Origin of the sequence: Streptomyces physcomitrii (assembly GCF_012273655.1) — a bacterium.
Taxonomy (GTDB): Bacteria; Actinomycetota; Actinomycetes; order Streptomycetales; family Streptomycetaceae; genus Streptomyces; species Streptomyces physcomitrii.
In genome coordinates, this window is record NZ_JAAWWP010000001.1 from 441935 (window position 1) to 461136 (window position 19202).

19 protein-coding genes are annotated in these 19202 nt (G+C 73.9%); 11 read left to right on the forward strand and 8 right to left on the reverse strand.

Annotated elements, in window-relative coordinates:
* Window positions 1-292: 292 nt before the first annotated feature.
* Window positions 293-880, forward strand: a complete 588-nt coding sequence (locus tag HFV08_RS01785) for a DNA-3-methyladenine glycosylase I (RefSeq protein ID WP_168535093.1) — start codon at window positions 293-295, stop codon at window positions 878-880.
* A 43-nt stretch (window positions 881-923) separates the two neighbouring features.
* On the opposite strand, the gene chcB is transcribed toward HFV08_RS01785, so the two are convergent.
* Entirely contained in the window at window positions 924-1730 is an 807-nt protein-coding gene (gene chcB / locus HFV08_RS01790) for a 2-cyclohexenylcarbonyl CoA isomerase (RefSeq protein ID WP_168535095.1), read from the reverse strand.
* A gap of 339 nt (window positions 1731-2069) precedes the next feature.
* On the opposite strand from chcB, the gene HFV08_RS01795 reads away from it, so the two are divergent.
* Window positions 2070-2237, forward strand: a complete 168-nt coding sequence (locus HFV08_RS01795) for a DUF3117 domain-containing protein (protein WP_003966491.1) — start codon at window positions 2070-2072, stop codon at window positions 2235-2237.
* 122 nt (window positions 2238-2359) lie between these two features.
* Here the strand turns inward: HFV08_RS01795 and HFV08_RS01800 are convergent, their stop codons facing one another.
* A complete protein-coding gene (locus tag HFV08_RS01800; RefSeq protein WP_312885335.1) occupies window positions 2360-2992 on the reverse strand; it encodes an O-methyltransferase in 633 nt (210 codons plus the stop codon).
* Window positions 2993-3254: 262 nt separating this feature from the next.
* On the opposite strand from HFV08_RS01800, the gene sigE reads away from it, so the two are divergent.
* The 5 genes from sigE (at window position 3255) to HFV08_RS01825 (ending at window position 8747) form a co-directional block, all read left to right on the forward strand.
* The gene (gene sigE / locus HFV08_RS01805) at window positions 3255-4055 is read left to right on the forward strand and encodes an RNA polymerase sigma factor SigE (RefSeq protein ID WP_078844834.1); all 801 of its coding nucleotides are present in this window, start codon (window positions 3255-3257) and stop codon (window positions 4053-4055) included.
* On the forward strand, window positions 4052-4999 hold the full coding sequence (locus tag HFV08_RS01810) for an anti-sigma factor family protein (protein WP_168535097.1): 948 nt from the start codon (window positions 4052-4054) through the stop codon (window positions 4997-4999). The genes sigE and HFV08_RS01810 overlap by 4 nt, the downstream gene beginning before the upstream one ends.
* A gap of 152 nt (window positions 5000-5151) precedes the next feature.
* Complete coding sequence (locus tag HFV08_RS01815; RefSeq protein ID WP_168535099.1) at window positions 5152-7167, forward strand: trypsin-like peptidase domain-containing protein; 2016 nt, start codon at window positions 5152-5154, stop codon at window positions 7165-7167.
* Between the two features lie 249 nt (window positions 7168-7416).
* The gene (locus HFV08_RS01820; protein WP_168535101.1) at window positions 7417-7848 is read left to right on the forward strand and encodes a sec-independent translocase; all 432 of its coding nucleotides are present in this window, start codon (window positions 7417-7419) and stop codon (window positions 7846-7848) included.
* Window positions 7849-8078: 230 nt separating this feature from the next.
* On the forward strand, window positions 8079-8747 hold the full coding sequence (locus HFV08_RS01825) for a hypothetical protein (protein WP_168535103.1): 669 nt from the start codon (window positions 8079-8081) through the stop codon (window positions 8745-8747).
* Window positions 8748-8853: 106 nt separating this feature from the next.
* Here the strand turns inward: HFV08_RS01825 and HFV08_RS01830 are convergent, their stop codons facing one another.
* The 3 genes from HFV08_RS01830 to HFV08_RS01840 are packed head-to-tail and all read right to left on the reverse strand — an operon-like array spanning window position 8854 to window position 11924.
* Window positions 8854-9987, reverse strand: a complete 1134-nt coding sequence (locus HFV08_RS01830) for an Mrp/NBP35 family ATP-binding protein (RefSeq protein WP_168535105.1) — start codon at window positions 9985-9987, stop codon at window positions 8854-8856.
* A 10-nt stretch (window positions 9988-9997) separates the two neighbouring features.
* The gene (locus tag HFV08_RS01835) at window positions 9998-10597 is read right to left on the reverse strand and encodes a DUF1003 domain-containing protein (protein WP_168535107.1); all 600 of its coding nucleotides are present in this window, start codon (window positions 10595-10597) and stop codon (window positions 9998-10000) included.
* Window positions 10587-11924, reverse strand: coding sequence for a magnesium transporter MgtE N-terminal domain-containing protein (locus HFV08_RS01840; protein ID WP_168535109.1), 1338 nt, complete (start codon window positions 11922-11924; stop codon window positions 10587-10589). The genes HFV08_RS01835 and HFV08_RS01840 overlap by 11 nt, the downstream gene beginning before the upstream one ends.
* Window positions 11925-12187: 263 nt before the next feature.
* Here HFV08_RS01840 and HFV08_RS01845 point away from each other — a divergent pair, with 263 nt between their 5' ends.
* Window positions 12188-12937, forward strand: a complete 750-nt coding sequence (locus HFV08_RS01845; RefSeq protein ID WP_168535111.1) for a hypothetical protein — start codon at window positions 12188-12190, stop codon at window positions 12935-12937.
* A gap of 67 nt (window positions 12938-13004) precedes the next feature.
* Here the strand turns inward: HFV08_RS01845 and HFV08_RS01850 are convergent, their stop codons facing one another.
* Window positions 13005-13526 (reverse strand): hypothetical protein, encoded by a 522-nt coding sequence (locus tag HFV08_RS01850; protein ID WP_168535113.1) that lies wholly within the window; start codon window positions 13524-13526, stop codon window positions 13005-13007.
* A 69-nt stretch (window positions 13527-13595) separates the two neighbouring features.
* On the reverse strand, window positions 13596-14711 hold the full coding sequence (locus tag HFV08_RS01855; protein WP_168535115.1) for a magnesium and cobalt transport protein CorA: 1116 nt from the start codon (window positions 14709-14711) through the stop codon (window positions 13596-13598).
* Window positions 14712-15365: 654 nt separating this feature from the next.
* Here HFV08_RS01855 and HFV08_RS01860 point away from each other — a divergent pair.
* Entirely contained in the window at window positions 15366-15962 is a 597-nt protein-coding gene (locus HFV08_RS01860; protein ID WP_168535117.1) for a suppressor of fused domain protein, read from the forward strand.
* A 33-nt stretch (window positions 15963-15995) separates the two neighbouring features.
* Here HFV08_RS01860 and HFV08_RS01865 read toward each other — a convergent pair whose 3' ends face one another.
* A complete protein-coding gene (locus tag HFV08_RS01865) occupies window positions 15996-17246 on the reverse strand; it encodes an MFS transporter (protein ID WP_168535119.1) in 1251 nt (416 codons plus the stop codon).
* A gap of 166 nt (window positions 17247-17412) precedes the next feature.
* On the opposite strand from HFV08_RS01865, the gene HFV08_RS01870 reads away from it, so the two are divergent.
* Window positions 17413-18054, forward strand: a complete 642-nt coding sequence (locus tag HFV08_RS01870) for a DUF6758 family protein (RefSeq protein WP_040248612.1) — start codon at window positions 17413-17415, stop codon at window positions 18052-18054.
* Window positions 18055-18240: 186 nt separating this feature from the next.
* Window positions 18241-19107 carry a PHP domain-containing protein gene (locus HFV08_RS01875; protein WP_168535121.1) on the forward strand — a complete coding sequence of 289 codons (867 nt, stop codon included), beginning with the start codon at window positions 18241-18243 and terminating at the stop codon, window positions 19105-19107.
* Window positions 19108-19202: the final 95 nt, after the last annotated feature.

The following is a 19202-nucleotide window of genomic DNA, read 5'->3' on the forward strand; positions in this document are numbered from 1 at the left end:
ACCCGGGCCCCGCCGTGGCGGGCGGCGCGTACCGCGAAGTGCCGGGCGACCCCCGCCCGTTCGCCCGCCGGCTCCCGGAGGAGGACCCCTTCGGCCCGGGCACCCCGCCGCACGGCGCCCACGCGGCACCGCCCGCCCCCGTCCCCACCTGGGCCGACCGCCCCGGCGACGTCCCGCGGGACCAGGGCGGCTCCTGCGCCGCGGAGGACCGCGGCCCCGGCGGGGAAGAGCAGAGCGGCCCTGTGGGCGGCGGACAGGACGAAACCGGTACGGACGAGGGAGGTGCCGCGCGATGAGCGGTGCGGCGGTGGCCGGTGCGGACGGCGGGCTGCGCTGCCCGTGGGCGCTCTCGGCCGAGGAGTACGTGGCCTACCACGACGAGGAGTGGGGGCGCCCGGTCCACGGGGACGACGCCCTCTACGAACGCCTCTGCCTGGAGGCCTTCCAGTCGGGCCTGTCCTGGATCACCATCCTGCGCCGCCGCCCCGGATTCCGGGCGGCCTTCGCGGAGTTCAAGATCGCCACGGTCGCGGAGTTCACCGGGGCCGACCGGGAGCGGCTGCTCGCCGACCCCGGGATCATCCGCAACCGCGCCAAGATCGACGCCACCCTCGCCAACGCCCGGGTGCTCGCCGACTGGCCCGCGGGCGAGCTGGACGCGCTGATCTGGTCGCACGCCCCCGGCGGCCCGCGGCCCGCCCCGCGCACCCTCGGCGAGGTCCCCGCGATCACCGAGGAGTCGACGGCCCTGTCCAAGGCCCTGAAGAAGCGCGGGCTGCGCTTCGTCGGACCGACCACCGCCTACGCCCTGATGCAGGCCTGCGGACTCGTCGACGACCACCTCGCGGACTGCGTGGCCCGGGGCGCGGCCGGGCCCTGACACCGGCGCCCCGGACCGTGCGCGGGACTTCGAAAGACGCGCCCTACCGCCCGAGGTAGCGGGGCTTCTCCTTGTCGAGGAAGGACCGCACCGCGATCATGTGGTCCTCGGAGGACCCGGCCCGGGTCTGCAGCTCGTCCTCCTTCTCCAGCGCCTCCTCCAGGGTGTGCGAGGCGGCGTAGGCGACGGACTCCTTGAGCGCGGCGTAGGCGACGGTCGGGCCCTCGGCCAGGGTGCGGGCGAGGGTCCTGGCCTCCTCGGCGAGGTCGGCGGCCGGGACGACCCGGTTCGCGATGCCCAGCTCGCAGGCCTCCTGGGCGCCGATGTTGCGCGGGAAGAGCAGCAGGTCCGAGGCGCGGCTCTGGCCGATCAGCCGGGGCAGGGTCCAGGACAGGCCCGAGTCGGCGGTCAGGGCGACGCCCGCGAAGGAGGTGTTGAACTTCGCGCTGTCCGCGACGATCCGGTAGTCGGCGGCGAGCGCGAAGCCGAAACCGGCGCCCGCGGCCACCCCGTTGACGGCGGCGACCAGCGGCTTGGGCATCCCGGCGAGCGCCCGGGTGATCGGGTTGTAGTGCTCCTTGACGGTCGACATGACCCCGTCGACCGCCCCCGACTCGCGCGCCTCGAAGAGGGTGCCCACATGCTCCTTGAGGTCCTGGCCCACGCAGAAGGCGCGGTCGCCCGCCGCGGTCAGGAGCACGGCGCGCACCGCGGTGTCGCCGGCCGCCTCCCGCGCCGCCTCCCGGAGGGCGACCTTCAGCTCGGTGTTCAGCGCGTTCATCGCCTCGGGGCGGTTCAGCGTGATCGTCGCGAGCCCGTCGCTCACCTCGTAGAGCACGGTGTCGGCCATGGTGGGGATCCCCTCCGGAGTGCGGGTCGGTCTCTGTCCACGGACAGCATGTCGGAGATCGCCGACGCCCGGCTGCGGCCCGACATGTGACCTGTGTCAAAGAATTCCGCCCGCGGGGGAGGGCGCCGTCGGGTGCGGGGGCCCGGAGTATGGCAGTCCCCTCGGCGAATTGAGTGGTTTTGCTCGCGCGCGTTGCACAAGCGATGCCGACCGATGTTGGTCATCGGGTCCTGGCATGCGGGATAATGGCTGGGAAGCAATGTGTTCGACGCCGGAGAAGCGCGCCTCTCCACGGGGCCCTCGGCTGACGATGAGCTGGTTTCAGGAAGGGGAACGAGCATGGCGGCCATGAAGCCGCGGACGGGTGACGGCCCGCTCGAGGTGACCAAGGAGGGGCGGGGCATCGTCATGCGCGTTCCGCTCGAAGGCGGCGGCCGGCTCGTCGTCGAGCTGACCCCGGACGAGGCCGACGCACTGGGCGACGCCCTGAAGAAGGTCGTCGGCTGACGCGAGAGCCCCCTGACTGACTGCCCCCGGCCGCCCGCAGGCGCCGGGGGCAGCGCTCTGTCCCCTCCGGGCCTCCGGACGCCGCGGAAGCGGAATCCGGAGGCCCGCGTCGGGGCGAGGCCTCAGCGCCGGACCGCGCAGAGCAGACCGTCGCCCACCGGCAGCAGCGCGGGGACGAGATCCTGGCTCTCCCGTACGGTGCGGGCGAGTTCGCGGATGCGGAGCACCTCGGCGGGCTGGGGGCCCGAGCCCACGGTGCGGCCGTCGGCGAAGACGCCCTCGAAGCAGACCAGCCCACCGGGCCGCAGCAGGCGCAACGATTCGTCCAGGCAGTCGAGGTACTCGGTCCGGTCGGCATCGCAGAAGACCAGGTCGTACCCGCTGTCGGTGAGCCGGGGCAGGACGTCCAGGGCCCGGCCGGGGATCATCCGGGCCCGGTTGCTGGCGAAGCCCGCCGCCCGGAAGGCCTGCCGCGCGAACTGCTGCCGCTCGGGCTCGGTGTCCACGGTGGTCAGCACCCCGTCGGGGCGCATGCCGTGCAGCAGATGGATCCCGGAGACGCCGGTACCGGTGCCGATCTCGACGACGGCCTTGGCCGCCGCGGTGGCCGCCAGCATCCGCAGCGCGGCGCCGGTGCCCGGGGACACCGGGCGCAGCCCGGCCTCCCGCGACCGGTCGCGGGCCCAGCGGAGCGCGTCCTCCTCGGCCGAGAAGGCGTCGGCGAAGGCCCAGCTCGTCTGCCGGTTGCCGGTAATGACCCTCTCCTGTCCCTGTTGGCCGCAGCTCGGTCGCGGTGCGTTCTCGGGTGATTGCTGGGTACGTGCCTGCGCGTGACTGTATCCGTTGGAGGCGGGAACCCGCAGATGGGACCGGGCGTTTGGAGGGAGAGGGGAAAGAAGTCGCCGAGTGGCCGGGGGACAGATGCATCAGGCCGGACAACACGTGCGGATCCTGGCACCGCGCCGGGGCCGCACTCCGCGTAAGGACACTTACCCGGAGCTAACGGGCGAGGTGGCTATGGTAGGGGCTCCGCTGGACACCACCAGAGCCGACAGGGGAGGTGCGGCTGAGCCCGGGGATCGAAGGGGAGTGCTGAGGCGCTTGCTCGGATCCGCGGGAGAGCCGAGATCTGTGACCGACACCGCTGACCGATCCATCTCGCACGGCCTCTCGCGCACGGGGGGTGCCCAGACCACCGACACCGCCCAGACCGCGGGTTTCTCCGCCGACGCCGAGACGTGGACCCCGCCCAGCTGGGAGGAGATCGTCAGCACGCACAGCGGCCGCGTCTACCGTCTCGCCTACCGCCTCACCGGCAACCAGCACGACGCCGAGGACCTCACCCAGGAGGTCTTCGTCCGGGTCTTCCGCTCCCTGTCGACGTACACCCCGGGCACCTTCGAGGGCTGGCTGCACCGCATCACCACCAACCTCTTCCTGGACATGGTCCGGCGCAAGCAGCGCATCCGCTTCGACGCCCTCGGCGACGAGGCCGCGGAGCGCCTGCCCAGCCGCGAGCCCTCCCCGCAGCAGGTCTTCAACGACACCCACTTCGACGCCGACGTCCAGCAGGCGCTCGACACCCTCGCCCCGGAGTTCCGCGCGGCCGTGGTCCTGTGCGACATCGAGGGCCTGTCGTACGAGGAGATCGCGGCCACCCTCGGCGTGAAGCTCGGCACCGTGCGCAGCCGTATCCACCGCGGCCGTTCGCAGCTGCGCAAGGCGCTCCAGCACCGCTCTCCCGAGGCGCGCGCGGAGCGTCGCGCGGTGGCACCGAGCCCGGTGCCCGCGCTGGGAGGAGGGGGCACGCCCGCGTGAGTGGATCACGTCCCACCCCGGCCGAGCAGCACCTCGGAGACCGGCTCGCCGCCCTGATCGACGGCGAGTTGGACCATGACGCCCGCGAGCGCGTGCTGGCGCACCTGGCGACCTGTACCAAATGCAAGGCGGAGGCGGACGCCCAGCGGCGCCTGAAGAAGGCCTTCGCCCAGGCCGCCCCGCCCCCGCCCACCGAGAGCTTCCTCGCCAGACTGCAGGGCCTGCCCGCGGGCGGCGACGACACCCCCCGTGACGGCTTCGCCGGCGGGGTCTTCCCGCTGCACCCGGAGCCCTTCGCCTACGCGCCCACCCAGGGCCACGGTGTCCTGCCGCCCGCCGACCGCGGCTTCCGCATCCACCCGATGGGCCGCGCCGAGGCCGAGCGCGCGGCGCCCCTGGGGGGCCGCGGGCGCCGGTTCGCCTTCGCCGCGGCCGGGGCGGTCTCGCTGGCCGCCATCGCCCTCGGCGGTGTCTCGGCCAGCTCCGCGGGCACCGGCGGCGCCGGCGGCGGCGAGGTCCGCGGCTCCGGCAGCAATGCGACCCCGCAGCGCACCCAGGGCGCCGGGGCCGGGGCGAGCGCCGACACCAGCCGCAGGCGCGCCACCGAGGTCGTCGCGCAGGAGGGCCGCGGACACCGCCAGGAGTACCAGAACGGGCATACGTCGGCCGCCCCCGCCGAGGTCCTCGGCGCCGGTCAGGCGCTCACCCCGCTGCTCGCCGTCGGGGTGCGTCCACCGGCCCCGGAGCCCGCGGCCGCCGCGAGCCGGCGCCCGCTCTCCCCGCTCCTTGCCGGGATCACCGCGGACCCGCACCCCTTCCTGCGCTCCGCCAACGCGCCCCGGGCCGCCCTGCTGGCCCCGCTGCTCGCGGCTCCCAGCGAATCGGCCACGGCGCTGACGGAGCCCTCGCCCTCGTCCTCGCCCACCTCCTCGCCGCTGCGCTGACCGGGGCCCCTGCACGGCAGCGGGCGAACCTGGTTGAATTCCCGGGCGGGTCGCGCCCGGGAAGCAGCCGGAGCGCGGCATCGGTAAGGCATAGGTGCGGCGGGCGCCGCGGTCGTCCGCGGGCCGGGCCCGAGTCGGCTGTTGGGGAGACGATGGACGAGCAGAGGCCGACCAAGGCGGCATGGTGGAGCCGTCCCGGGCCGGTCACGGCCCCGGGTACGGACTCCACGGCGAGCGACCCGGCGGGGCCCGGCACCACGGCGACGGGCCCCGGCACCGCGCCTCCCGGCACCGAGCCCCCCGGAACCACGCCTCCCGCCGCCGGGGACTCCGGCACCGGCGAGGTGCGGCCCCCCGCCGCCGAGGAACCCCAGGACGCGGTCCCCGCCGACCGCCCCCGCCCCCTGCACGACCCCGACCCGTACAGCACCCCGCCCTACGGCGAGCCCGGCCCCTGGGCCCCCGCGCCCCCGGTGCAGCACCCCCGGGCCACCCCGGCCCACGGCACGGTGCTCCCCGAGCAGCCGGGCCACCGCACCGACGGCCTCGGCACCCCCCTGCCGGGCGCGACGGCGAGCCACGGCAACCCTCCGCCCGGCGCGACTCCGCCTCCCGGCGCGACCCCGGGCCACGGCACCCCGATACCCCCGGGAGCCCAGGGGACCCCGGCCCACGGCATCCCGGCGCAGGGAACTCCGGCCCACGGCGTTCCGACGCAAGGCACCCCGGCCCACGGCATCCCGACCCAGGGAACTCCGCCCCACGGCGTCCCGGCGCAAGCCACCCCGCCCCACGGCGTCCCGACCCAGGGCACCCCACCCCCGTACGCCACCCCGGCCCCCCACGCCGAGCCGACCCAGCAGATACCCCCGGCGCACCCTCACCAGACGTCCGCACACCCCCAGCAGGCCGCCCCGCCCACCGGTTCCGCCCTGTACGCCGGGCCCGCCGGTCAGTCGCAGCAGCACGGGGGGCACTGGCAGCAGTACGACCCCTGGGCCGCGCCGCTGCAGCAGACCGGGGCCGCCGCCGAGACCGCCGAGGGGCGCAGGAAGCGCAGGCGGCGCGGGCTGGTGCTCGGCGCGGTGGTGATCGCGCTGGTGTCCGGCGGGGTCGGCGGCGCGATGGGCACGTATCTGGAGCGCAACGGCGGGGTCGGCGGCGGTGTGGAGCTGAGCCAGTCCGGGGAGGGGCCGAAGGACAGGTCGCCGGGCTCGGTGGCGGGCATCGCGGCGAAGGCGCTGCCCGGGGTCGTCACCCTGCACGTCAGCGGCTCCGACGCCTCCGGTACCGGCACCGGCTTCGTGCTCGACGGCCGCGGCCACATCCTGACCAACAACCATGTGGTGGAGCCCGCCGGTTCGGGCGGCGAGATCACGGTGACCTTCAGCGGCGGGCAGTCGGCCCGGGCCAAGGTCGTCGGCCGGGACAGCGGCTACGACCTCGCGGTGGTGAAGGTCAGCGGCGTACGCGGGCTGAAGCCGCTGCCGCTCGGCAACTCCGACGGGGTGCAGGTCGGCGATCCGGTGGTGGCCATCGGCGCCCCCTTCGACCTGGCCAACACGGTCACCTCGGGCATCATCAGCGCCAAGGAGCGGCCCATCACGGCGGGCGGCGAGAAGGGCGACGGCACCGACGTCAGCTATGTGGACGCCCTGCAGACCGACGCCCCCATCAACCCCGGCAACTCCGGCGGGCCGCTGGTCGACTCCGGGGGCCGGGTGATCGGCATCAACAGCGCGATCCGGTCCGCGGACGGCGGCAGCGGCCCCGGCGGGGAGGGCCAGTCGGGCTCGATCGGGCTCGGCTTCGCCATCCCGGTCAACCAGGGCAAGCGGGTCGCCGAGGAACTCATCAACACCGGCAAGGCCACCCACCCGGTGATCGGGGTCACCCTCGACATGGAGTACGCGGGCGACGGCGCCCGGGTCGCGGCCAAGGGCGCCGAGGGCGGACCGGCGGTCACCCGCGGCGGGCCCGGCGACAAGGCGGGCATCCGCTCCGGGGACCTGATCACCGCGGTGGACGGGCAGTCGGTCGACTCCGGGGAGGCGCTCATCGTGAAGGTGCGTGCCCACCGGCCGGGCGACCGCCTGAAGTTGACGGTGGAGCGGGACGGCAAGGAGCGCGAGGTCTCGCTCGTGCTCGGCTCCGCGGGCGGCGAGTGAGCGCCCCCGGCGGCGCGCGCCCGCCCGGTGCGGCAGCCGCCGCGCGCGGGCCGGGCGGCGGCCGGCTGCGAAGGCCCGGGGGGCGGCCCGCGGTGGCCCCGGGGACCTGCCCCTGGCCGCCGGGGAGTCGGGACCGTACCGAACTGGGCTCCGCGGGCAGTACCGAACTGACCGGGGGGCCGGGTACCGTGGAGCGGGCCCGGACCACGGAAGGCAGCGGCGGGCGAAGGGCATCGCAAGGAGCGCAGGATGTTCAATGATCTGGGACCTCTGGAGCTGGTCACGCTCGTGGTCCTCGCCGTGCTCGTGTTCGGTCCGGACAAGCTGCCCAGGCTGATCCAGGATGTGTCGCGTTTCATACGCAAGGTGCGCGAGTTCTCGGACAGCGCCAAGAACGACATCCGCACCGAACTCGGGCCGGATTTCAAGGACTTCGAGTTCGAGGACCTGAACCCGAAGACCTTCCTGCGCAAGCAGCTGGACAGCGATGAGCTGGGACTCAAGGAGATCCGCAACGGCTTCGACCTGAAGAAGGAGATGGCCGAGGTCGCCGACTCGGTGAACAGCCCGGGCGGTGAATCCCCGGGTCCCAAGGGCTCCGGTGGCCGGATCGACATGACGAAGAAGGACGAGGCGTCCGGATCCGACGACCGCCCGCCCTTCGACACCGACGCCACCTGAGCCCGCCGCCCGCCCTCCGGATCCCCGCGCTGACCTGCTGCGCGGCCGCTTCTGGCGTCCGGCGGCCGTCCGTGCGGCCGCGTAGCCCGGGCGGCCCACAGCGGGGGCGATTTCCCGGCTCCCGGATGCCGTGTGGCTATCCTGCCTAGTTGTGCGTGGACCGGACGCTCAGAACGCCCGAGGGGGGCGGGCCCGGTGCACGGCCACGAGAAGCGAGGAGGCGTCCGGGCATGGAGTCCACGAAGCAGGTGAGCACGCGGGCCGAGGCCCCCGAGGGCGGCAGACGCAATCCCGCTGCCCTGCGGACCCTCGACAGCTACCTTCTCGCGCCGTTCCCCTGGTACGGCCTCGACGAGGCGTTCACGGGGCCGCGGCGCCTGATGCAGGTCGGCACCGCCGCGGACGGCAGCGTCGAGCACGGGGCCACCGGGCACGGCGACCCCTCCTGGGTGCGTGCCGAGGGCCGCGGGGGCGGGGAGCGGGAGCGGTTCGCCGTGGTCGTCACGGTCGGCGCCAGCCCCGTACGCAAGAGCCCGGACGGCACCGGCACCCTGGAGGCCACCTCGGTCTCCTCGGCCGCCTGGCTGGCCGGGGTCGGGCTGCTCGGCGTGACCTGGCCGGAGCGGATGGACCACAGCCTGCGCGACGACTGGCTGGACCAGCAGGCCGAGGCCGCCTGGGCCCTCGCCGACGACCTGGCGGCACCGGACTGGTCCGAGCTCTCGCTGCCGGTGGACGGCGTCCCCTCGCCCTTCCACTACCGCGAGACGGAGTACGGCTGGATCCTCGCGGGCTCCACGCCCACCGGCACCCACCTCGGCGCCTACGGCCGCGGACTGAGCGCCTACGGCCTCGGCTTCTGCGTGATCAAGGACCTGACGGAGTACGCGGAGGACTGAGTCCGCTCGGCCGGGTGCGCGGGGCCCCGCGCACCCGCGCACGACGAAGGGGCGGCCCCATGGGAGCCGCCCCTTCGCCGTAGGTGGGCCGCAGCCGGAACCGGCGTCAGAACTTGTTGCGCGGGGTGAGTCCCAGCGACATCCCCGACAGTCCGCGCTGGCGGCCGCCGAGCTTGCCCGCGATGCCGCGCAGGGCCGCGCCCGCCGGGGAGTCCGGGTCGCTCAGCACGACCGGCTTGCCGTTGTCGCCGCCCTCGCGCAGGCGGACGTCGATCGGGATCGAGCCGAGGACCGGCACGGTGGCGCCGGTGGTCCTGGTGAGGCCGTCCGCGACCAGCTGGCCGCCGCCGGTGCCGAAGATGTCGACCATCTCGTCGCAGTGCGGACAGGGCAGCCCGGACATGTTCTCGACCACGCCGACGATCTTCTGGTGGGTCTGCACGGCGATCGCCCCGGCCCGCTCCGCGACCTCGGCCGCGGCCTGCTGCGGGGTGGTGACCACCAGGATCTCGGCGTTCGGGACCAGCTGGGCGACCGAGATGGCGATGTCGCCGGTGCCGGGCGGCAGGTCGAGCAGGAGGACGTCGAGGTCGCCCCAGAAGACGTCCGCGAGGAACTGCTGGAGGGCGCGGTGCAGCATCGGGCCGCGCCAGACGACGGGGGCGTTGCCCGGGGTGAACATGCCGATCGAGATGACCTTCACGCCGTTCGCCGAGGGCGGCATGATCATGTTCTCGACCTGGGTGGGGCGGCCGTCCGCGCCGAGCATGCGCGGCACGCTGTGCCCGTAGATGTCGGCGTCGACCACGCCGACCTTCAGCCCGTCCGCGGCCATCGCCGCGGCGAGGTTCACCGTCACCGAGGACTTGCCGACGCCGCCCTTGCCGGAGGCCACGGCGTAGACCCGGGTCAGCGAGCCGGGCTTGGCGAAGGGCACCTCCCGCTCGGCCTGCCCGCCGCGCAGCGCGGAGGCCAGCTCCTTGCGCTGCTCGTCGCTCATCACGTCCAGCGAGACGTCGACCCGGCTGACGCCCTCGACCGCGGAGACCGCGTCGGTGACGTTCTTGATGATGGTCTCGCGCATCGGGCAGCCCGAGACCGTCAGATACACGGCGACCGCGACAGCGCCGTCCGCGCCGATCTCCACCGACTTGACCATCCCCAGCTCGGTGATGGGCCGCTGGATCTCCGGGTCGTTCACTGTCGCCAGTGCTTCACGCACCGCGTCTTCCGTAGCCATGAACCCGAGTTTACGGGCCTTCGCGGCTCCCCCGGAAAGGCCCTGCGCGGTCGTCTACATCACGTCCGCCCTCACCCTCCGGAGGGAATACGTGGCGCTGCTCGTCCAGCTCCCGCGCCAGCTGCTTGACCAGGTCCTCCAGCTCGTTGCGGATCCAGTCCCGGGTGGCGACCTCGCCGAGTCCCATCCGCAGCGCCGCCACCTCCCGGCTGAGGTACTCGGTGTCCGCGATGGAGCGTTCGTTCTGCTTGCGGTCCTGCTCCAGGTTGACCCGGTCCCGGTCGTCCTGCCGGTTCTGCGCCAGCAGGATCAGCGGGGCCGCGTAGGAGGCCTGCAGGGAGAGCATCAGCGTCAGGAAGATGAACGGGTACTGGTCGAAGCGCAGCCGCTCCGGCGCCGAGACGTTCCACACCACCCAGGCGATGATGACGAAGGTCATCCAGACGATGAAGCGGCCGGTGCCCAGGAAGCGCGCGATGCGCTCGGAGAGCCGCCCGAAGGCCTCCGGGTCGTAGTCCGGCAGCAGCCTGCGGCGCGGGGCCCGCGGCTGGTCCAGGCGGATGCGCCCGCGGGCGCTCTCCGTCCGCACCTCGCGCTGTTCAGCGACCACCGCGCACCCCGTCCAGCTCCTCGAAGGGCTCCTCCGTCACGAAGTCCGACTCGCGCCAGTCCCCGGGCAGCAGATGGTCCAGTACGTCGTCCACCGTGACGGTGCCGAGCAGCGAGCCGCTCTCGTCGACCACCGGGGCGGCCACCATGTCGTAGGTGGCGAAGAACCCGGCGACCGCGGGCAGCGGCGTCTCCGGCGAGAGCGAGAGCAGGTCCTCGTCGATCAGCGAGCTGACCAGCGTGTACGGGGGGTCGCGCAGGAGCCGCTGGAAGTGCACGGTGCCCAGGAACTTGCCGGTCGGCGTCTCGTCCGGCGGGCGGCAGACGTAGACCTGCGCGGCGAGCGCGGGGGACAGGTCCTGGTTGCGCACCCGGGCCAGCGCGTCGGCGACCGTGGCGTCCGGGCGCAGCACCACCGGCTCGGTGGTCATCAGCCCGCCCGCGGTCCGCTCCTCGTAGGCCATCAGGCGGCGGACGTCGGCCGCCTCCCCGGGCCGCATCAGGGCGAGCAGGCGCTCCTTGTCCTCCTCGGGCAGCTCGCCGAGCAGGTCGGCGGCGTCGTCGGGGTCCATCGCCTCCAGGACGTCCGCGGCCCGCTCCTCCTTGAGCTTGCCGAGGATCTCGATCTGGTCGTCCTCGGGCAGCTCCTCCAGGACGTCCGCGAGCCGCTCGTCGTCGAGGGCGGCGGCGACCTCGGCCCGGCGCTTGGGGGAGAGGTGGTGCAGGACGTTGGCGAGGTCGGCGGGGCGCAGCTGCTCGAAGGTGGCGAGCAGGCTCTCGGCGCCCTGGCCGTGCTCCTCCAGGGCGAAGCCGGTCACCGCCGACCACTCGACGGTGAGCGCCTCGCCCTTGCTGCGCCGGAAGGTCCCGGTCTTGCCCTTGCGGACGAAGACCCGGTCGATCTCCCAGTCCCGGCGGGCCGGCAGCTGCTGCACCGAGATGTCCAGGACGGTGACCTCCTCGCCGGTCTCCACCAGCCGCACCCGGCGGTCGAGGAGTTCGCCGAGGACGAGCCGCTCGGTCGGCCGCTGCTCGAAGCGCTGGACGTTGAGCACCCCGGTGGTGATGACCTGGCCGGACTCGATGCCGGTCACCCGGGTCATGGGCAGGAAGATGCGGCGCCGGGTGGCCAGCTCCACGACAAGGCCGAGCAGCCGGGGCGGGCGTCCGGCGGAAGCGAGGGCGCGGCCGTCCGGGCCGGTGCGGGCGCCCTGGATGCGCAGCATCGCCACCAGGTCGCGGACCCGGCCGACCTGGTCGCCGTTGGGGTCGAAGACGGCGGTGCCCGCGAGATGCGAGACGAAGACCCTGGGCGCGCTCGCCGCCATGTCCCGCGCCTCCTTCGCCCTGGTGTACCGCACGCCCTCGCGTGCCGTCCGCGCAGCCCGCTGGGCTGTTCGCGTAGTTCAGGCTAGTCCGTGGCGGTCGCACCCGCCTTGGCGGGCGGTCCACAAGGACTCCTGACACCGCCCGCGCGGCGCACCGGTACGCTGCCGTAGCGCCGCGCGCAGCGGACGGCACGGCTCCGTTCCGGCCGCCGCCTGCTGCCCGCGCCACCGTACGTCCCGCTCGACGAGAGGCAGCGCCACCAGTGAGCCCCTTCCCCCCGCGCCGCAGCAGCCGAGCCACCCCGGCCCTCGCCCTGTGCGCGGGTCTCGGGCTCGCGGTCGCCGGGGGCACGCTCGTCGCCTGCGGCGCGGACGACCCGGACGCGGGGACCAACGGCGTCGGCAAACTGGCGGCGCCGGAGATCCAGCGCAAGTACAAGGCGGCGGCGAACGCGGCCGGGGCGGTGCACATCTCCGGGACGCTGGTCAGCAAGGGCGCCTCGTACAAGCTCGACATGCGGCTGAAGAACAACGGCGGCACCGGCGAGGTGAGCACCAAGGGCCGCACCTTCCGGCTGCTGCGGGTCGGCGAGCGGATGTATCTGAAGGCGGACGCGCAGTTCTGGCGCGGCGACGGCAAGAACGACTCGGCGGCGGCGCGCAAGCTCAGCGGCATGTACGTACGGGTGCCGACGGACGACCCCGCCTACGACCGGCTCAGCGGCTTCACCGACAAGAAGACGCTGCTGGACGGGGTGCTCACCCTGCACGGCAAGCTCGACAAGGGGAAGCGGGCCCGCAACTCCGGGGTGCGCACCGTCGAGCTCACCGGGGACGGCGGCGCGGGCGGCATCCTCGACGTCAGCCTGGAGGGCCGGCCCTATCCGCTGGAGCTGGAGCGGGCCGGGAACGCGGGCACCGTCCGCCTCGCCGAGTGGAACAAGGAGTTCCGCCTCGCCGAGCCGTCCGCGGACGACCGGGTGGACTACGGCGCGAAGCTGCCGAACTCCTGAGCCGGGGACGGTGGTCGGGCCCCCGGCCCGGCCTGCCGAGCCGCTTCTCGGCGCTCCTGGAGACCCGCTAGCCGCGCTTCTTGCGCCCCCGCAGCAGCAGCCGCGGCAGTGCCTTCGGGATCGGGCGGCGGGTGGTCGCGGTGGTCGGCAGGGGAGCGGCGGCGAGGCTGCCGTCGGGCAACGCGGGCGGCTCGGCGGGGAGTTCGGCCGGTTCCAGGCGCAGGACGCGGCACTCGCGGGCCCAGCGCTCGGGCATCGCCTCGCCGTCGGGCGCGTTGAGCCGCTTGCCCTTCAGCTCGCCGACCGCGGCCTCCCACCGCTCGCTGCCCGGGGCCAGCTCCACCACCCGGGCCTGCCAGCCGACCAGGCGCCCGCCCTTGTCCTTGCTGCGCACGGTGACGGTGGCGGTGCCGCCGTCGGTGAGCCCGGGCAGCGGCTGCTCGCCGGGTCCGTCGCCGACCAGGAGGGCGGCGCCCTCGTGCCAGACGTGCCACAGGCCCCGGGCGGGGCCTGTGCCGCGTACCCAGATCAGGCCGGACTTCTTGGTGGCCTCCTCGACGAGGGCGCGGCCGAGCAGCTCACGTGTCATGGGGACAGGGTAGTGAGCCGCCCGCCGGGCCCGACAGCGGACCGGCCTCGGGGTCCGCGCCCCGGCGGCTCACAGCCAGCCGTTGCGCTTGAGGGTGCGGTGGATGGCGAAGCAGATGGCGACCGTGACCAGGGCCACGGTCGGATAGCCGTAGCGCCAGCGCAGTTCCGGCATGTGGTCGAAGTTCATGCCGTAGACCCCGCAGACCATGGTGGGCACCGCGATGATCGCCGCCCAGGAGGTGATCTTGCGCATGTCCTCGTTCTGCGCGACGGAGGCCTGCGCGAGGTTGGCCTGGAGGATCGAGTTGAGCAGCTCGTCGAAGCCGGTCACCTGCTCCTGTACGCGGGCGAGGTGGTCGGCGACGTCCCGGAAGTACTTCTGGATCGCCGGGTCCACCAGCCGCATCGGCCGCTCGCTCAGCAGCTGCATGGGGCGCGCGAGCGGGGCCACGGCCCGCTTGAACTCCAGTACCTCGCGCTTGAGTTGGTAGATCCGCCCGGCGTCCACACCGCGCGAGGTGCCCTTGCCGGGCGCGGAGAAGACCTCGGTCTCCACCTCGTCGATGTCGTCCTGCATCGCGTCGGCCACCGCCAGATAGCCGTCCACGACATGGTCGGCGATGGCGTGCAGCACCGAGGAGGGGCCCTTGGCGAGGAGTTCGGGGTCGTCCTGGAGGCGGTGGCGCAGGGCGCGCAGCGAGCCCTGGCCGCCGTGCCGGACGGTGAGGAAGAAGTCCCGTCCGGTGAAGCACATGACCTCGCCGGTGGCCACGATCTCGCTGGAGGCGGTGAGTTCGGCGTGCTCGACGTAGTGGATGGTCTTGAAGACGGTGAACAGGGTGTCGTCGTAGCGCTCCAGCTTCGGCCGCTGGTGGGCGTGGACGGCGTCCTCCACGGCGAGCGGGTGCAGCCCGAACTCGGCGGCGATACCGGCGAATTCGGCCTCGGTGGGCTCGTGCAGGCCGATCCAGGCGAAGCCTCCCTGGCCGCGTACCTGGAGCATCGCCTCCTGCGGCGAGAGCCCCTCGCTGCCGGTGACGCGCCGCCCGTCGCGGTAGACCGCGCAGTCGACCACGGCCGAGGGGGTGGCGGGGTCGCGGGTGGTGTCGTAGCCCCCGGACGGGGTGCCGTCCTTGCGGGCGGCGGGGCGTACGGCAGCGCGGAGGTCACGGATCATCGACATGGGCAGGCTCCTTCGCTGAAGCGTTGCCGACAGGGCCCCGAGGGGCGGAACCACCCGGAATGAGGACGTCCTGCGAAGATCTCCGACCCCTCGTGCGGGGAGGGTTTGCTACGTCCACAAAGCGGGGAGCACCGCATCGTCGCGGTGGCGGCTGCGCTGGTTGCACACGGGATGGTGCGGGTGATCAGGCGGGACGAACTGCTCTTCCGTCGCACGCCGGAGAAGGGCGAGGGAGCCCGTGGCGTCGGCGCGCGGGCGGTGGCTCTCGGGAGCTACTTGCCGTGCGGCGGGAAGAGCGGGTCGGTACTGGCAGGTCGACTTCGATCCACTGCAGTCCCACCTCCTCCGGCCGGTCCCCCGTGGGGGAAGTCTGGTCGGGGTCCGCGCGGAAGCGACTCCGCGGCTCGCTCGGCAGTGGGTGGGAGCCCTCTGCCGTGCTGCCCCGACGGCGCGTCAAGACTAGCAGCCGGCGGAAGTGTCAAGGCCCGCCTTTGCCCTTTGCATACGCCTCCGCGGCGGGCTCCCCGGGCGTCCGCGCCCCCCGGACGCACGGTTCTTGACGCTCTCTTTGCGCGCGACGGCCGCCGTACGGGTGCTCCGGTCCGCCGCCCGCCCGCCACCGCGCGCCCCGGGTCCACCCTCTAGGCTCGCCGCATGTCTGACGTACTTGCCCTGGTCGAGGCCCGGCTGCACACCGCGCTCGGCGAGCCGGACGCCCGCGCCGCGGTCACCTTCCTCGGCACCGACCGCATCGAGGTGCTGCGCTTCACCGACCCGCGGGACGGCGGCCTGGTGCGCTACGCCACCCTGGGCATGTCGGCACAGCCCATGACCGACCCCTCCGCCAGCCTCGCCGACCCGGTCGCGGGCCCCCGCGCGGAACTGGTCCTCTCCCTGCGCGCCGGCCGCGCCGACACCGACAAGGTGCTCCGCCCGCTGGCGGTGCTCGCCGCCTCGCCCCAGGTGGAGGGGCTGGTGGTGGCCCCCGGCGCCTCCCTCGACGTGGGCGAGGAGCTGTGGCCCGGGGCGCCCTTCACCTCGGTCCTGGTGGGCGAGCCCGGCGGACTCGTCGAGGACGTGGAGCCGGTGGCCGAGGGCATGGAGCCGGTGCGGATCCTGCCGGTGCTGCCGCTGACCGCGAACGAGGCCGCCTTCAAGCGGGTGCACGGCGCCGCCGCCCTGGAGGAGCGCTGGCTGCAGCACGGTACGGACCTGCGCGATCCGCTGCGCAGGTCCGTACCGCTGGACTGAGCCGCCCGGTCCTGAGGGCGCCGGGCCGCTCGCTCAGCCCGCGAACACCGAGACCCCGTCCTCGGCGGCGTGCCGGGGCTCCAGCTCCTCGGCCTGGTGGGTGAGCGACTTCCTGCGCACCGCGACCACCGCGGCGCCGAGCACCGCCGTCACGGCCGCGACCACGAAGGGCATCCGCGCGTCGCTCCACTCCTCGATCTTCGGCGCGAAGTAGGGGGCCGCCGCGGCGGCGAACCAGCGCACGAAGTTGTACCCGGCGCTGGCCACCGGCCGCGGGGCGTCGGAGACGCCGAGGGCCAGCTCCGTGTAGACGGTGTTGTTGACGCCGATGAAGGCGCCGGAGGCGATGGTCCCGGCGATGGCGGCGGCGTGGTTCCCGTAGCCGATGAGCAGTACGTCCGCGCCGAGCAGCACCAGCGAACCGGCCAGCACCTTCAGCGAGCCCAGCCGCTGCTGCAGCCGCGGGGCGACCAGCACCGAGAACACCGCGAGCAGCACACCCCAGGCGAAAAAGACCGCGCCGGACTTGTACGGGGTCATGTCCAGGACGAAGGGCGTGAAGGCCAGGACGGTGAAGAAGGTGTAGTTGTAGAAGAACGCCGAGGCCGCCGCGGAGGCGAGACCCCCGTGGCCGAGCGCCTTGAGCGGGTCCAGGAGCGAGGTCTTCCGCGCGGGCTTCGGCTGCTCCTTGAGCAGGACGGTGATGGCGAGGAAGCCGAGGGCCATCAGCGCCGCGGTGCCGAAGAAGGGGTAGCGCCAGCTGGCGTTGCCGAGCACGGCGCCGAGCAGCGGGCCGCAGGCCATGCCGAGGCCGAGCGCCGACTCGTAGAGCAGGATCGCCGCGGCGCTGCCGCCGGCCGCGGCCCCCACGATCACGGCCAGTGAGGTCGAGACGAAGAGGGCGTTGCCGAGCCCCCAGCCGGCCCGGAAGCCGACGAGCTGGTCCACGCTGCCGGAGGTCCCGGCGAGCGCGGCGAAGACCACCACCAGGGCGAGCCCCGCGAGCAGGGTCTTCCTGCCGCCGATCCGGCTGGAGACGAAGCCGGTCACCAGCATGGCCACCGCGGTGATCAGGAAGTACGAGGTGAACAGGAGGGACACCTCGCCGGGTGTGGCCTCAAGCCCCTGGGCGATCGAGGGGAGGATCGGGTCGACGAGGCCGATGCCCATGAAGGCGACGACCGCCGCGCCCGCGGTGGCCCAGACCGCCTTCGGCTGGCGCAGGATGCCGCCCGCCCCCGCCTCGAACGGATCCCCTTCCGCGGGACCTCCGGTGCTGCTCATGTCTGCTGCTCCTCCGTCTCGGACGGGCCGTGATGGTTGGTCTATACACACATTAAGTTAGAGACGCTAATAAATGCAAGTTACATCTAAATCCTGGCTCCGGCCGGGCCTCCGGACGGGTGATCGTCCTTGACGCGAGGAGTGCCGGGGAGGACCGTGGGGTGGCATGAGGGGCGAACCCAGTTGCCCGAAGTGCGGTGGCCGGGTACGGGCTCCCGGTCTCTTCGCCGATTCCTGGCAATGTGATGTGCACGGCGCCGTGCACCCACTGCAACCCGTGATCCCGCCCAGCGTCGAGGCGCTCGGCGTGGTTGTGCACCGGGCCGAGGTGCCGGTCTGGATGCCCTGGCCGCTCCCCGTGGGCTGGCTGTTCACCGGCGTCGCCTACGCGGGGGACGACCGCAGCGGCGGACGGGCGACCGCGGTGGCCTGCTCGGGCCCCGGCCCGCTCGGCGGCATCGGCGAACTCGTGCTCGTCGCCGAGGAACTCGGGGTCGGACTCGGCGCCCGCTACGCCGGACTCGACGGTCCCGACCCCGGCGCCCACCTCGACGTCGGCAAGCCCCCGCAGGCCAAGGTCCTTGCCGCCGGGCGGCCCACCCCGCTGTGGCACATCGCCGAATGCCCGCCCGACCGGGCCGTGTTCGCCGGGGAGGCCATGGGCCTGTGGGTCTGGGCCATCGTCTGGCCCGAGCAGTCCGGCCTGCTGATGTACGACGAGCTGGTCCTCACCGATCTGCGCGAGGCCGGCGCCGAGGTCGACCTGCTGCCCTGCGGCGCCCTCACCCCGCGCATCCTCTCGCCCTGAGCCCTGAGTTCCAGCCCCCCCCGTCGCGCCGCATCCGGCCCGCGCCGGTCCCTCGTGTCCGGCGCGAGCGCACACCGCGGGCGCCCGGGGAGTGCGCGAGCGCACACCGCTGAGGGCCCTGGCGGGGGCGCCCGCCCCGTTACCCTGGAGCGTCCCCTTCCGTCCCGCAGAGCTGGAGCGAGCGTCGTGCGCGTCGACCTGCACACCCACTCCACCGCCTCGGACGGCACCGACACCCCCGCCGAACTCGTACAGAAGGCGGCCGCGGCCGGTCTGGACGTGGTGGCGCTGACCGACCACGACAGCACCCGGGGCCACGCCGAGGCGCGCGCGGCCCTGCCCGAGGGGCTCACCCTGGTCACCGGCGCCGAACTCTCCTGCCGCCTCGACGGCGTGGGCCTGCACATGCTCGCCTACCTCTTCGACCCCGCGGAGCCGGAGCTGCTCGCCCGCCGCGAACTCGTCCGCGACGACCGGGTGCCGCGCGCCAAGGGCATGATCGCCAAGCTCCGTGAGCTGGGCGTGCCGGTCACCTGGGAGCAGGTCGCGCGGATCGCGGGCCGGGGCTCGGTGGGCCGCCCGCACCTCGCCGAGGCCCTGGTCGAACTCGGCGTGGTGGACACCGTCTCGGACGCCTTCTCCCCGCGGTGGCTCGGCGACGGCGGACGCGCCTACGTGGACAAGTTCGAGCTGGACCCCTTCGAGGCGATACGGCTGGTCAAGGCCGCCGGCGGCGTGACCGTCCTCGCGCACCCGGCCGCCGTCAAGCGCGGCCGGACCGTCCCCGAGGAGTCCCTCGCCGCCCTCGCCGCCGCCGGGCTCGACGGCCTGGAGGCCGACCACATGGACCACGAGCCGGCCACCCGCGCCCGGCTGCACGGACTCGCCGCCGAACTCGGCCTGCTCGCCACCGGCTCCAGCGACTACCACGGCAGCCGCAAGACCTGCTCCCTCGGCGACTTCACCACCGACCCCGAGGTCTACGGCGAGATCACCCGCCGCGCCACCGGCGCCTTCCCCGTCCCCGGCACCGGCGGAACCGTGAACTCCTGAGCCCGGGCGGGTACTTGAGGGCCGCCCAGCCCCTCGCCCCCGCGCCGACCGCGGGGTCCTGACGCCCGTCCGCCGCCACCCGGCGGTGTCTCCCG